At 67.9% G+C, this 13386-nt stretch carries 17 protein-coding genes; 16 read left to right on the forward strand and 1 reads right to left on the reverse strand.

The window, feature by feature from the left end; all coding sequences use genetic code 11:
- Window positions 1-70 precede the first annotated feature (70 nt).
- Complete coding sequence (locus tag NOCYR_RS14160) at window positions 71-736, forward strand: hypothetical protein (RefSeq protein WP_014351070.1); 666 nt, start codon at window positions 71-73, stop codon at window positions 734-736.
- A 135-nt stretch (window positions 737-871) separates the two neighbouring features.
- Here the strand turns inward: NOCYR_RS14160 and NOCYR_RS29260 are convergent, their stop codons facing one another.
- Entirely contained in the window at window positions 872-1348 is a 477-nt protein-coding gene (locus NOCYR_RS29260; RefSeq protein WP_138448551.1) for a hypothetical protein, read from the reverse strand.
- 622 nt (window positions 1349-1970) lie between these two features.
- On the opposite strand from NOCYR_RS29260, the gene NOCYR_RS14165 reads away from it, so the two are divergent.
- From NOCYR_RS14165 to NOCYR_RS14235, 15 genes are all read left to right on the forward strand, one after another.
- Window positions 1971-2708: an amidoligase family protein gene (locus NOCYR_RS14165; protein ID WP_014351071.1), complete on the forward strand. Its 738-nt coding sequence runs from the start codon at window positions 1971-1973 to the stop codon at window positions 2706-2708.
- Complete coding sequence (locus NOCYR_RS14170; protein ID WP_014351072.1) at window positions 2696-3478, forward strand: class II glutamine amidotransferase; 783 nt, start codon at window positions 2696-2698, stop codon at window positions 3476-3478. The genes NOCYR_RS14165 and NOCYR_RS14170 overlap by 13 nt, the downstream gene beginning before the upstream one ends.
- Before the next feature lie 92 nt (window positions 3479-3570).
- A complete protein-coding gene (locus NOCYR_RS30450; RefSeq protein WP_231855927.1) occupies window positions 3571-4791 on the forward strand; it encodes a hypothetical protein in 1221 nt (406 codons plus the stop codon).
- A complete protein-coding gene (locus NOCYR_RS14180; protein WP_014351074.1) occupies window positions 4779-5528 on the forward strand; it encodes a hypothetical protein in 750 nt (249 codons plus the stop codon). The genes NOCYR_RS30450 and NOCYR_RS14180 overlap by 13 nt, the downstream gene beginning before the upstream one ends.
- Window positions 5529-5643: 115 nt before the next feature.
- Window positions 5644-5865, forward strand: a complete 222-nt coding sequence (locus tag NOCYR_RS14185; protein WP_014351075.1) for a hypothetical protein — start codon at window positions 5644-5646, stop codon at window positions 5863-5865.
- Complete coding sequence (locus NOCYR_RS14190) at window positions 5862-6254, forward strand: hypothetical protein (protein ID WP_014351076.1); 393 nt, start codon at window positions 5862-5864, stop codon at window positions 6252-6254. Before NOCYR_RS14185 ends, NOCYR_RS14190 begins: the two co-directional genes overlap by 4 nt.
- Complete coding sequence (locus NOCYR_RS14195; protein WP_048833355.1) at window positions 6247-6489, forward strand: hypothetical protein; 243 nt, start codon at window positions 6247-6249, stop codon at window positions 6487-6489. The genes NOCYR_RS14190 and NOCYR_RS14195 overlap by 8 nt, the downstream gene beginning before the upstream one ends.
- Entirely contained in the window at window positions 6479-6982 is a 504-nt protein-coding gene (locus tag NOCYR_RS14200; RefSeq protein WP_014351078.1) for a hypothetical protein, read from the forward strand. Before NOCYR_RS14195 ends, NOCYR_RS14200 begins: the two co-directional genes overlap by 11 nt.
- 142 nt (window positions 6983-7124) lie before the next feature.
- Window positions 7125-7766, forward strand: a complete 642-nt coding sequence (locus NOCYR_RS14205; protein WP_014351079.1) for a hypothetical protein — start codon at window positions 7125-7127, stop codon at window positions 7764-7766.
- A 107-nt stretch (window positions 7767-7873) separates the two neighbouring features.
- A complete protein-coding gene (locus NOCYR_RS14210; RefSeq protein ID WP_014351080.1) occupies window positions 7874-8224 on the forward strand; it encodes a hypothetical protein in 351 nt (116 codons plus the stop codon).
- Window positions 8225-8434: 210 nt separating this feature from the next.
- Window positions 8435-9055 (forward strand): hypothetical protein, encoded by a 621-nt coding sequence (locus NOCYR_RS14215; protein ID WP_014351081.1) that lies wholly within the window; start codon window positions 8435-8437, stop codon window positions 9053-9055.
- The gene (locus NOCYR_RS14220; RefSeq protein ID WP_014351082.1) at window positions 9052-9951 is read left to right on the forward strand and encodes a bifunctional DNA primase/polymerase; all 900 of its coding nucleotides are present in this window, start codon (window positions 9052-9054) and stop codon (window positions 9949-9951) included. Before NOCYR_RS14215 ends, NOCYR_RS14220 begins: the two co-directional genes overlap by 4 nt.
- Before the next feature lie 215 nt (window positions 9952-10166).
- A complete protein-coding gene (gene dprA / locus NOCYR_RS14225; RefSeq protein ID WP_014351083.1) occupies window positions 10167-11015 on the forward strand; it encodes a DNA-processing protein DprA in 849 nt (282 codons plus the stop codon).
- A 52-nt stretch (window positions 11016-11067) separates the two neighbouring features.
- Entirely contained in the window at window positions 11068-11304 is a 237-nt protein-coding gene (locus NOCYR_RS14230) for a hypothetical protein (RefSeq protein WP_014351084.1), read from the forward strand.
- 50 nt (window positions 11305-11354) lie between these two features.
- Complete coding sequence (locus NOCYR_RS14235) at window positions 11355-13055, forward strand: ParB/RepB/Spo0J family partition protein (RefSeq protein ID WP_014351085.1); 1701 nt, start codon at window positions 11355-11357, stop codon at window positions 13053-13055.
- Window positions 13056-13386: the final 331 nt, after the last annotated feature.

Genomic DNA, 13386 nt, shown 5'->3' on the forward strand with positions numbered 1-13386 from the left:
ATCAAAACGGCTGCGGCATCAACCGGCTCGACATACCCGGCCACCGTGTTGGATTATCGAAGGAGTCTTCGTGACAGCATCAAAATCCGCACACACCGCAGCTGTCCATGTCGCCCAGGGGGTTCCGATCGACGTCGACTTGAGCTGTCCGCACTGTCACCAAATCGACTTGGTGCAAAGTGTTCCCGCTGTATATGCCGACGGCGTTTCTTCGAGTTCCGGCACCGGCACCTACTCCGGTGTCGGCGTGGCCTCCACGGGCCTGATCCCTGTTATCGGCACTGCCTCGATCGACCGGACCCACGTGACCATGCTGGCACGCAGCCTGGCACCCGAGCCTGCGCTGGAGTCGGCCACCCGCCTCACGATCGTCGGCCTACTGCTACTGATCCCCGCAGTCAGTATGGCCATCCCGATGGCGATCCTTACTGCGATGGGAGACCCCGCCATGTCCTTGGCAACATGGGTGGTTGGGCTCCTGTTCTTCATCGGTCCGGCCGCGGCCCCGGGCGTGGTCACGCTTGGCGTCGCCCGCGGCCGGGCCCGCTCCAACAAACGGATTGTCCGAGGCCGGTCGAAGGCGCAGGCGGTCTGGCAGGCAGGGGTCTACTGCCACCGATGCGGAATCGTCTTCTGGCCCTCGTCCCCAGCCGACGACATACCGCCGCGTCAGCCATTCACACCAGAGAATTTCCGCTCGCTGGTCTGGAGAGCTGGCGGATACCGCAAAACCTGACTTCGCCTTTCGCCACAGCTCATGCCGCCGATACAACGGTGTTCGAGGCTGGGGCATCCGGTTCAGCCTTCCCGCCAATCACTCGCCAACGTCCTCAGGTCAGCACCTCCTACTCCTCGTTTCCAACGTCGTTTGTCAAGCCGTTGGCTGCTGTTCCGGTGCGTCGGTTCGGCCGATGGTTCGGTCGTCCGATTGCCCACTTCCAGCAGCGAGGCCCTCGTGGGCCGCGCGAGCCCTTGCCAATAGCTGGCGTACCTCTCTTGGAGTGATTTCCAGTAGCTCGCTGATTTCGATCTCAGCCAACCCTGTTTCACGCATGCGGGCAGTTGCGCCTGCTTGCCGAACGTGGTGTTCGGCTTTCTCCCGTTCGGCTTGTTCTTCGATTGATCGAATCGCCTGTTTCAGCGCTGCTACTTCGCGGGCGATTTTTGCTTCGCATTCGGCGATTGCGTGCCATTCGGCGATGTAGTCCTTGATCGCAGCGCGTATTACACGTTCGCGCTCCCTGGCTTCGTCTTTGCGGCGGCGTTCGCGTTCACGCGAGCGTTCTAGCCGCTGGATGAGCTCCGGCGAACGGTTTCTGCGCGATGGACGCGGCGAGCCAGACGCCATACCAGGCCTCCTCGACAGTGGCCTGCCTACCTGACCTCCCACGACAAGCCTACTCTCCTGCCGGCCATTTCGCTCCCGGGCGGACATCACGGCTACGCCCCCACTCCTGTAACCCAACGCCGGATCGCAACTGCGGTCCGGCTTTTCTTTTCTCGGAAGGACATTGCTTATGGCGATCCCTGTTCATCCGCCATGTGCGGTCTGCGCCACGACCATCCCTGGTGTTCGGCATCTGGTCGGGAGCCAGCGAGTCTGCGCGCAGTGTCATTCCGATTTGCCGTGGTGTGGGCGCTGTGACACTCCTGCGGTGGTGCTCGTCCCGACTGCTGACTGTGGTCGACTGTGCCGTCCATGTGTTGCTGGATGGTCAGAATGCGCCTCGTGTCGTGGTCTGACCGCGTCGGCGTTACGCGCTGATGGTGGCGGTCGTGTGTGTCGGCGCTGTTCGCTGGTGTCCTACGACCCGTGCTTTCGGTGCGGCCGGTACTGCCGGGACACACGGTACGTCTCGGGAGGAAGTCGAGCCTGCAACCAGTGCGCGAGTGAATTGGGCGCGTGCGCGAGTTGCGGGGGCCTGCTGCTTCCGGGTCATCGTTGTGAGGGATGTGCCCGCCGGGGGCATGTGTGGAACTACACCTACAAGCCTGACCCTCGGTTCCATGGTGAGGGCCCGCTGTTTCTGGGGCTCGAATTGGAAATCGTGGTCCCGGAGTACCGGTTCGAGGACTGTGCGCGGACCGCGACCGATCAGCTGGGTCGGCTCGGCTACCTGAAGCGGGATTCCTCGATCCGACCATGCGGATTCGAGTTAGTCACCCACCCGATGTCGTACCGGTTTGCCCTCGAGGGGTTCCCGTGGCGGCTGCTGGGCACCCTCGCCGAGCGTGGCTGCGTGGCCGACGAATCGGTCGGGCTGCACGTGCATGTCAGTCGCACCGGGTTCGATTCGCCGGCGCATGTGTATCGGTGGATGAAGCTGCTCTACCGCAACGAGCCCGAAGTGGTGTCATTGGCGCGCCGTCGTTCCCACTACGCGCCATTCGACGACCGCGCCCGCGCGAAGGCCCGAGAAGCGGCCAAAGGCCCGGTGCACGCACTCGGACTCGACCGCTATCAGGCGATCAACCCTCACCCTCGCCACACCTTGGAATTGCGGGTGTTCGCCAGCTCCTTGGAGCCCGGCGAAGTGAAGGCTGCATTGGCGTTCGCGGCGGCGTCGGTGGAGTACACGCGCGGCCTGCGGATTCCCGAGGTGCGCGCCGGGGGCTGGGGATGGGGGCGTTTCGCCGAGTGGGTGGCCGCGCGCCCTGAGTACTTGCCGTTGACCATGCAGATGGAGGACCTGGCATGTGCCTGCTGACCTATTACCCCGCCGGTGTCGATGCCGACTCGACGGCGTTGATCAACGGAGCGGTCGCCAATCCCCACGGTCACGGCTACGCCATCGTCACCGGCGATCGAATCCTGGTGGGCCGCGGCATGTCCGCTGCGAAGTTGATCGCGGAGTTTACCCGGCGCCGGGAACGCTATCCCGACGGTCCGGCGTTGTTTCATTCCCGCTACGCCACCAAAGGCGCACGCGCCACCGACAATTGCCACCCGTTCCCGCTCGGTCGAGACGGGCGAACCGTGCTGGCGCACAACGGCACCCTTCCCAAGCGAGTCCATCCGCGCGCCTACGACCCGCGTTCAGATACCCGTATCGCCGCCGAGGAGTACCTGCCCCGCCACCCATTCGGGTCGATCGACACCCACCGCGGGCGACGGGGACTGGAGTCGTGGCTTGGATCGAACAAGCTGGTGATCCTCACGATCAACCCCGCCTACGCGAAACAGGCGTACCTGTTCGGCGAACGGGCCGGCACCTGGGATGGCGGCGTGTGGTACTCGAACCGCAGCTACCTGCCGCCGGCGCGGCGCGGGTCGGCTCGGCCGTATTTGTGCCCGTGGCGCGGACATTTCGACACGCGTCGACCGGGTCGCTACTGCGGCCGGTGCGGTTGGTGCTTCGACTGCGACTCCAGCTTCCCGGTCTGCGTGTGCTTCGACACCACCGCCACTGACAGCGAGCCCACGCACCACCGCAGCCGCGCCCCGGCGGTGGTGCGCCGGATCGATTCGACTCGCTGACCTTCTCCTCCCAGCCGCAAGGGCCCTGTTTCCAGCTGTTTCGGCTGGAAGCGGGGCCCTTTCTCGTTCCATCGAAAGGTCGTGATCGTCCCATGCCAACTGCCATGATCGCCGCGTTGGAATGCGAGGACTGCTCGCATCCCCTCGACGTCGACCAGGAGCCGGTCACCACGGTCGACAACGAATATCTGTGCCGCGACTGCGCGGCCCAGCTCCCGCACTGCGACGGATGCGCGCTCCACGCCCGCGACCGTCAGTTGACCGTCGACGACACCTACCTGTGCAGCGAATGCCTGGTGGGCTGGTCGCGCTGCGATGACTGCTCCCGCCGCAGCCCCGACATCATCTCGATCGTCTCCGGCGGTGACGTCTGCCTCGGCTGCGTCACCGACTACAGCACCTGCGACGACTGCGACGCCTACGCCAACAGCCTGAACGAAACCGACGGCGGCCGCTGGGTGTGTGCGAACTGCGAGTACGACGACTACACCGACTGCGCAGACTGCGACCTGCTCATCTTGCGCGACGAAACCTACTGCAACCGCTGCCGTGACGACCACTCGCCTGACCACGACGGGATCTACCGCTACGACTACAAGCCCACACCGGTCTTCCATGGCGAAGGTCCGCTGTTTCTGGGGCTCGAGATCGAGATCAAAACTCCCAGCGACGTACTGTCCGACGCCGCCCACACCGCCGTGAACCAACTCGGTGAGCTGGCCTACCTCAAGCAAGACGGCTCGATCTCGTGCGGATTCGAACTCGTCACCCACCCGATGGCCTACGACTTCGCGCGCGCCCGGTTCCCATGGGCGCTGTTGACCGACCTGCGTGCACTCGGTGCCTACACCGACGACAACGTCGGCATCCACGTCCACGTCTCCCGCACCGGCTTCTCCTCTCCCGCCCACGCCTACCGCTGGTTGAAGTTCGTCTACCGCAACGAAGACGCGGTCGTGCGCTTGGCCCGGCGCCGATCCGACAGCTGGGCGATGTTCTGCCCGAACGCCCGCTCCCGCGCCCTCGCCGACGCCAAGGGCCGCAGCACGATCACCCGCCGCTACCAGGCGATCAACACCCTCCCTGAACACACCTTCGAGCTGAGAGTCTTCGCCAGCTCGCTGCGCCCGCGGCAGGTGCTGGCCGCGCTGGCGTTCGCCGCCGCATCGGTCGAATACACCCGCGGCTTGACCGCCGCCGAGATCGCCCGACGCCGCGGCTGGGAATGGGCCGCTTTCACCGCCTGGGTACGGACCCGTCCGCAGTATTCACCGCTGCTCGCCGAAATGGAGGCCCTCGCATGTGCATCCTGACCTTCGTCAAACCCGGCATCGCACCGAACCTGGACAACCTACGGGCGGGTGCGCTGGCCAACCCGCACGGACACGGCTACGCCATCCACACCGGCACCGACATCCTCGTCGGCCGCGGCATGAACGCCGACACCCTGATCGATGAGTTCGCCGCCGCCCGCTCCCGCCACCCCGACGGGCCGGCATTGTTCCACTCCCGCCTGGCCACCCACGGCCCACGCAACCGCGACAACTGCCACCCCTTCGCCGTCGGCGGCGACGAGCGCACCGTGATGGCCCACAACGGCATCCTGCCCGCCAACGTCCACCCCAAGCCCGGTGATCTGCGGTCGGATACCCGCATCGCCGCCGAGAACTTCCTGCCCGCGCGGCCGTTCGGGTCGCTGGACTCCTGGTCCGGACGCGAACGGCTCGAACAATGGCTGGGCACCGACAAGATGGTGCTGCTGACCGTCGACCCCGCCTACCGGCATCCGGCCTACATCTTCAACGAACACCGAGGCCACTGGAACGAGGGCAGCTGGTACTCCAACGACAGCTACCTGCTCGCCGCCACCTACGGCTACCTGTGGGAATTCTGCGACTACTGCGGCGAACCCGACGACAACGATCTCGGCCCCCACTGCAGCTACTGCGGCTACTGCGCCGAATGCGCACGCCCCTTCCCCGCCTGCGTGTGCCCCGACCTCGACGGCACCGACCGCTACGCCGACCTGCTCGACCTCGAATACACCTGAACGCCAACCATTCCCCGTACCAGCTGCGGCCAGCGCATGCCCCCGCCCACGGGCTGGCCAACTACCCCTGGAGTCCCCCGATATGCGACATAGGCTTGATCTCCCGACGGTTCTCGTGCGAGTCCGCGACCTCGACGGCCACTCGGCGACGGCCAGTACCGACGGCCACCAGGTGCGCCTGGTGCTGCGCGATGCCAGCCACCCCGACACCGAGTGGCGCTATGTCGATCTCGACGACGCGGCTGCCGCGGCCCTCGCTGCTGGGCTGGCCGCGGCCAGGCAGCCGCACCCGCGCCCGGCCAGGGTGCGGCGGCGGTTCGGGTGGCGGCGGCGGTGACCGGCCCACACCCGGACGCCGCGGCGGAGCTCCGGTTTCTGACCGTCCTCGGCGGCCACATCGACAACTGGTTCGCCGACGACGCCAACCTCGACGACCTCGACCAGGCCCGCGCCCTCATTCACCGCCGGATCACCGCCCTCACCACGCACGACTCGCCGGATACGGGCACCGGCGGCGCCGTCGCGGTCCTGGCCACCGAACTGCACCGGCTCCGCGCCAGCCGAGCCCGCACCACGATCACCACCCGCGCCGGCCACATCCATCAGGCGACTGTGCGTGCGGTCCACGCCCGCTACGCCGTCCTCGGCGTGGGCCCTGGCGAGGTGCTGCTGCCGCTGGAATTCATCGAATCCGTCACCCGTCCCGGACAGGAGAGCCATGCCTGATGACGTTCTCAGACCGTTGAACCGCGACGAGGTCCTGCGCGTCCTCGTCGACGGCCTCGGCCCCTACCTCGAAGCAGCCCAACCGATTCGCAGCATCGCCCGCGCGACCGCCGCCGCGCTCGACAGCGACGAATTCCACCGACTGCTCACCACTTACGACAACCGGCTGCGCGTGCTGCGAGTGTGCCACCGCGCCCTGACCGCCATCGACCAGCGGAGCAGCGATGCCGGCTGAACTCAACCGCTGGGTCGCCAGCCTGCGACCCGACCCGCGCTACCTCACCTACCAGCCGGACACCCCGGGCACCCGGGCACAGGTCCTCATCGTCGGCCAGCACGCCGCCTTCGCCACCCCACCCACCGGCGGGACACCCCTGGCCACGTTTCCCGGCGTCACTCTCGCCGACGTCGGTGCCGGGTGCGCGGTGATGGGGCTGGTGCGCGTGGAGTACGCCACCCGCGTCGACACCACCGACGCCGACGGCATCCTCCACAGCCGCTGGGAAGACGGCACCTTCGCCCACCTTCCTCACGGGATCGGCTGGCGGCTCATGCCCGCACAACCCGACCCGACCAGCAACCGCTGGGTCATCGCTACCGGCCGCTGGGCCGCCGGCACCCGACAAGCCCTGCTCCCCCGCGCGGTTCTCCGCGAAGCCCCCGGCGCCCCCGCCACCGTGGCCGTCCACGACCACAATCCCCACACCGGGCGACCTGCGATGGCCTGATCCGCACGCCAACAACACCTCACCCGCCAGCCCCCCCCAGGGCACATGCGGGTGGTGTTCCATCGTCGACGGGAGACCAGCCACCATGAACGACCACTCTCGACCACCGCGACCACCAGTCAGCGGCCGGACCCCAGTGCCGATGCGGCTGGCCGACGCGCCGACCGCGCAGGGCATGGTCGTTCCGGTCATCACCCTCGCCCACCGCGACCGCACCCGGCCGGTGTGGGGCAAGCTCGACCTCGGCCGCCAGCAACACGCGCTGCGTCACCGCCTGTGCCAGATCTGCGGCGAGCCGCTCACCGACCCGGTCGTGCTGTACATCCGGCCCGCGGACTACCTGCGCGGGGTTGCCGCCGAACCCGGCATGCACCCCGAATGCGCGCAGTACTCGCGACGGGCCTGCCCCATGCTCGCCGGAACCCAACACCGCTACAACCCCAGCAACAACAACACCCGCCGCTGCTCCGACCCCGAATGCCGCTGCCGCTACTGGGCCCCACACGAATCCGATCCCGCCACGGCCACACGCAATGCCAGTGCGGCCGAGGCCTGGTATGAGGCATGGATCAGGCCCGGCGACTATCACCTCACGACCGCCCCTGCCGACGCCGACGACCACGGAATCAGTGGAATCACGCTGCACCACAGCATGTTTCGGCGGTTGCGCAAGATCCGCGACGCCGCACCCGGCACCGCATCTCAACAGCCGGGCGACGTGTTGGCCCTCTTGGCCGCGACTCGCGCACTGTCGGTCTTGCTCGACGGGCACAGCGAGGACTGACCGGTTGTTCTCCACAGCTGTGGAAGCCCCTGTGGAACAACCAAGGCCGAGGTCGACCTGCGTGGTCGGCGGGCGACCCAACACGTTCAACTGAAAGGAGGTGCGTCATGTTTGCTCGCGGGTGGGCGAGGTTGCGGTGGGAGTACCGCTACTACTTCGTGCGGCGCAAGGCGCCGTTGAGTTCGATTCTGTGGCACCGAGTTCTCGGCCGCCGGTACAGCCACAGCGGTGTGTATCCGATGTCGGTCGCGTGGATCGAGCCGGACGCCGCGCTATCGATTACCTGCGGGGCGCCTGGCGACAACCACCTCCACATCCACGTATACGACGCCGACCGGCGACCGGTCGACACCGTGACCGTCGCGTTGAGCTACCGGCACGCGCACGCCATCGATGAAGCCCTGCTCCGAGCCCGCCGAATCAGCCGCACCACAGACCTCGAGGCGCGCATCCACTAAAGGATGCAGCGGGCGTTCTGCAGCACACCAGCCCACCCCGCGAACGGCCCCTTGCTGTCGGCGCGACACCGGCCCGGCGGCGACGTCGACCAACCACCGTCCCCGCCCTACGCCCGTGGCAAGCAGCCGCCGGCCACCCCCGCGACGACGCTTATTCGTGCTCGGTGCGCAGGCCCTGCCCCTGTTTGTTCACTAATCGGAGTCGATGCCATGACCCCCGACCATTCCGCTTCCGCAGACGCTGTCTTCATGGAGTCCGCCCGCGCGATCGCGGCGGCCCTCGGGCCAGGATGGGCGGCCGAGCGCAGCTACACCATCGACCGGCAGGCGCGGCTGATCGGTCCAGACGAGCAGCGGCTGTTCATCATTCATGGCGATGACAGCCACCGCCTCAGCGACCGCGGACACCTGCGCGTGGTGGCCGGCTACGGACAATTCGCTCGCTATTTGCACCCGGGCGAAGGCGGGGACTTCATCACCGTCGCCGCCGGCCGCCGCACCGAAGACATCGCTGCCGCTATCACCAGTCGCCTGCTTCCCCACTACGTGCGCACCCTCGGCCTGTGCCGGAATCGGGCCCGCGCAAGCGACGCCGCGACCGCCCGCCGCCGCGAAACCCTCGACGCACTGGCAGCCATCCTGCACGCCACCACAGCCGATACCGACCGTGCTGTGTTCGGCCGGCCCGACGATCCCATCCACGGCGAAGTAGCGATATTCGACCCCTCCACCGTCACTTTCAGGATCGAGACCAGCAAGACGGCTGCTGTCCAGGTCGCAGCAAGCATCGCCGCCCTCAACACCCACTCGAATCAGGCCAACGGTCGATGACAGGAGTCGACACCGGCGAGTTGCTGCCGACCGCTCTCGCCCACGCAGAGCAGGGTTTCTCGGTGTTCCCGCTCCACCCGAACTCCAAGCGCCCGGTCATCGCACGGTGGGAACAGCACGCAACCCGGGACCCGGCGCGCATCCACGCCTGGTGGCGGCGCCGTCCCGACGACAACATCGCCATCGCCTGCGGGCCGTCGCGCCTGCATGTCCTCGACCTCGACACCAGTCACCACACACCCGAACCCGACACCACACCCACCGCCGTGGAGGGACAGCAGATGCTGACACGCCTGGCCGCGGACCACCACCGGCCGCTGCCCGTGCCGACCTACACCGTGACCACCCCCTCCGGCGGGATGCACCTCTACTACGCGGTCCCGCCGGCACCGCGGCTGCGTAACAGCTGCGGACGCCTGGCCCCGCGCATCGATTCCCGCGGGCACGGTGGATATGTTGTGGCCGCCGGATCCGCCCTGCCCCACGGCCGATACCAGCTCCGCGACGAACGACCCCCGATCCCGTTGCCCGACTGGCTCGCTCAGTTGCTCAGTGCCCGACCGACTCCCGCAGCCCTGAGCGCGTCGCAGCCGATCGCGCATCCGGATGCCTACGTGCGGGCCGCGCTGATCAACCAGGCCGCCCGCATCCGCACCGCCCGCACCGGCACCCGCCACCGCACAATCCTGCTCGCCGCCAACAGTCTCGGTCGCCTCATCGGTGCCGGACTGCTCGACCACGACCACGCCTACACCATCCTGGCCGACGCCGCCCGCATCCATGTCGGGGTAGACGCATTCACCGAGGCCGAAGCCCACCGCACCATCACCGACGGGCTCACCTGGGCCGCTTCCCGCACCACCGGCACCAACCACAGCCGACCCCGACGCCCGTAACCCACCGGCTGACCACCGCCGCCGCCAAGCATCCAGGTGCCCGCCTCGACGGCCGCCGCCTGCCCACATGCGAACCGCGTCCCATCCACGGGTAGACGCCCGCGGTGAAGCCGCGCCCTTTAGTCCGAATCAATGGACAGACAGGAGGTTTCATGAATCAACCCGCGCACCGATCTACCGGACGTCACCATCCATCGGGACCTCATGTCTGGGCCATGCTGGCCCGCGCCGCGGTCACCACCGACCATCCGATCGCGGCGATGGTCTCCGACCTGGGCGCCGACGATGCCGCAGCTCAACTCACCGATGATCCGTCCCGATATGGCCTACCGGCCGAGCTCGCGGCGTTGGCGGCCGAGGACCTCGAGCAGGCCGCGACCGTGGGTGCGCGGCTGGTGACCCCCGCCGATGAGGAGTGGCCCGGCCGGCAGCTCGACGCACTCGATGCACCACACGCGGGTATGCGGGCGCCGCTGGCGTTGTGGGTTCGCGGACCGCGCCGTATGAACGCGTTCGCCGATCGCACGGTCGCGGTCACCGGGTCCCGCGCTTGCAGCGAATACGGGCGCCACATTGCCCAAGACTTTGCCGGGTATTTCGCCGACTGTGGGTGGACGGTGATCAGCGGCGGTTCCTTCGGCATCGACACTGACGGCCACCGCAGCGTCCTCAACCGCGGTGGCGCCACGATCACGGTGCTGCCGACCGGTATCGACCGCCTTTACCCGACCGGCAACCAGCACCTGTTGAGCCGCATCGCCGAGCACGGGCTGCTCATCTCCGAGTATCCGCCGTGTACACCGCCGCTCAAATCCCGCTTCTACGAACGCAACCGGCTCGTCACTGCACTCGCGCGGGGCGTGGTCCTCGCAGAAGCAGCTGTCCGCAGTGCCAGCACCGACACCGTCGAGTGGGCGCACCGGCTTGCACGACCGGTGTTCGCGGTACCCGGATCGATCTTCTCGGCCACCTCGGTCGGCTGCCACACCCTCATCCGCGACGGCCGTGCCCGCCTAGTCACCGAACCCGCCCAGGTCATCGACCACCTCACCGGCCACGACTAGCACGCCCGCGGCACCCCTAGCCCTCACCCGCCTAGCGACCAGGAGGTACACCATGCCCACCGCCGCACCGACCGTGCCGACCATCGACCGGTCCGAGTTCGACCAGCTCTCCCACCGCGGAGCCGCTGGCGGCGTGGCGGCGCTCGCCGACGATGACGCCGTCGCGCGCTGGCGCAGCGAGTACCCCGAGTGGCGCGGTCGGTATTGGGCCTTCCTCGACGACGGATACGACGTGCTGCGCCTGCACCCGATCAACGTCGCCCGCGCCCGCACCACCGACCGCGCCTGATCGGTGCCCGTCTCTGCCCGCTCCCATCGACGACAGCTCGGAGGAACCCCATGACCGCTACCCTCGCCGAACCGGCCCCCGACACCGCCTGGCTCCCGACACCGACACCGACACCCAGCGATGCCAGCGGTGCCACCGACGCGACCGTAATCGTCGCGGTCGACGCCGACAACGCATCCACCGACACCGGAGCAGAAGCAGTCGTTCCCCCCGTCGGGGCAGTCGCGGATTTCCGGGACCCGCGGGAGTTGGTGATCGGTGAGAACGTGCGCCGCAGCATCGATCTCACCGACCACCCTGATCAGGTGGCCTCGGTCCGCCAGTTCGGTGTCCAAGCCCCGGTGCTGGTGGAACGCGAAACCGACGGCACCCTGCACGTCCTCGACGGTCAAATGCGTGTCCTGGCGGCGATCGAGGCCGGCTGCGCATCCATTCCGGTGTGGGTCACCGAGGCACGCACCGACCTCACCAGCGAGCAGAGGCGCATCGACCGAGCCATGCGGCAGATGAACCTCAACGTCCGCCGCATCAACCTGACCGACAGCGACTACGCCGCCGGTGTCGCGTTCATGCTCGACCTCGGCGCGTCGGCCACGTACGTCGCCGACGGGCTGCAACGCGCGCGCTCGGAAGTCCGCAAACTCGGTGCCGTCGGCCGGTCCGCCACCGCAGCCCAGCTCGCCGATGACAACCAGCTCGGCCTCGATCAACTCGCCGTCCTCGCCGAGTATGACAACCTCGGCGACACCGACGCCGTGCAACGGCTGCGATCGGTCTCCCGTTACCAGTTCGCGCTCGTGGCCAAACGCATCGCCGCCGAACGCGACTACACCCGCCGCCAACTCACCGCCGCCCTCCCCTACGGCCTCTGCGGGTTCGGTGTCCTCACCGACGAGCCCGACACCACCTCAGACCAGGCCCGCTACCTGCCCGCCCTCGCCCTCGAAGCCACCGACGGCACACCGGTGGATCCCGACCTCATCTACACCGACCCCGCTCGCTGGGCCGTCCATTTGAGCGTCGAGGACGACGCCGACCTCGTCGACGTCGCCACCGGCGAGCTCGTCGATCCCGACAGCGTCGACTGGAACCTCACCCGCGGCGAACCCGACGCCGAACCGGCAGCAGGGTTGCGGCACCCCGACACGGTTACCCGCCGCGACCGCTGGTCACCGACGTTCTACTTGCCCGTCGATCAGCTCGATGCGAGCGGGTTGCGCCCGATCACGGTGCGCGGCGATGACCCCGAATCGGTGCACGCGGCCGAAGCCGAGGCTGCCGCTCGGGAAGCCGCGCGGCAGGCCCGGCGGCGGGTCATCGCTCTCAACATTCGGGGCGAAGCAGCCAACAAGCGGCGGCTGGAGTTCTTGTCGAGCTACCTGCAACGGCGGACACCGCCGAAGCAGGCGGCGCGGTTCGTGGCTGAGCACTTGGCTCGCGAACTCGACACCTCCGAGCTTCAGCTGGTGACCAAGCTCCTCGGTGTCGGTGGCTCCCGCGAGCAGTTGCTCAAAGCCATCGCCGACGCACCGGTCAACCGGGCCTGGGTGATCGCGTTCGCGATGGTCATCGCCGCGCACGAGACCCTGCTCGGCAAGAGCTTCTGGCGCGACCACCCCGCTACGACACCGGCCTACCTGCATCTGCTCGCCGAGGTCGGTGCCGGCGGGGACTACACCCTCGACGAGGTCGAACAAGCCGCGGCCGGCGACATCGACTACCACGACATCGATATCGACACCGCAGCCTGACACGCCTCGCGCGTGAGCTGCCCGGCTCCCCGCGAGTCGGGCAGCTCGACGCTGTCGGCTCCGTCGGGGCGCCAGTGGCGATCGGGCCGTGAGCTCAACACAGCCGACGCGGTCGGCGCTACCAGCGGCCGCGTCGGCCGCCGAGTAGCACCATGAACAGTGGGGTCGTCAGATCGCGGGGCCATCTCGGGAACGCCAGGATCGCATGGGGCACCGACACATTCGGCTGACACAACTCCACGCCTCGCTGACGATCGGTACCGCTTCACCGCCGAGGAGCAGAGGGGCAACGCGATGCCTCAGCCTGCCAAGCCGCTCGATCGGCAATCAC

Source organism: Nocardia cyriacigeorgica GUH-2, assembly GCF_000284035.1.
Classification (GTDB): domain Bacteria; phylum Actinomycetota; class Actinomycetes; order Mycobacteriales; family Mycobacteriaceae; genus Nocardia; species Nocardia cyriacigeorgica_B.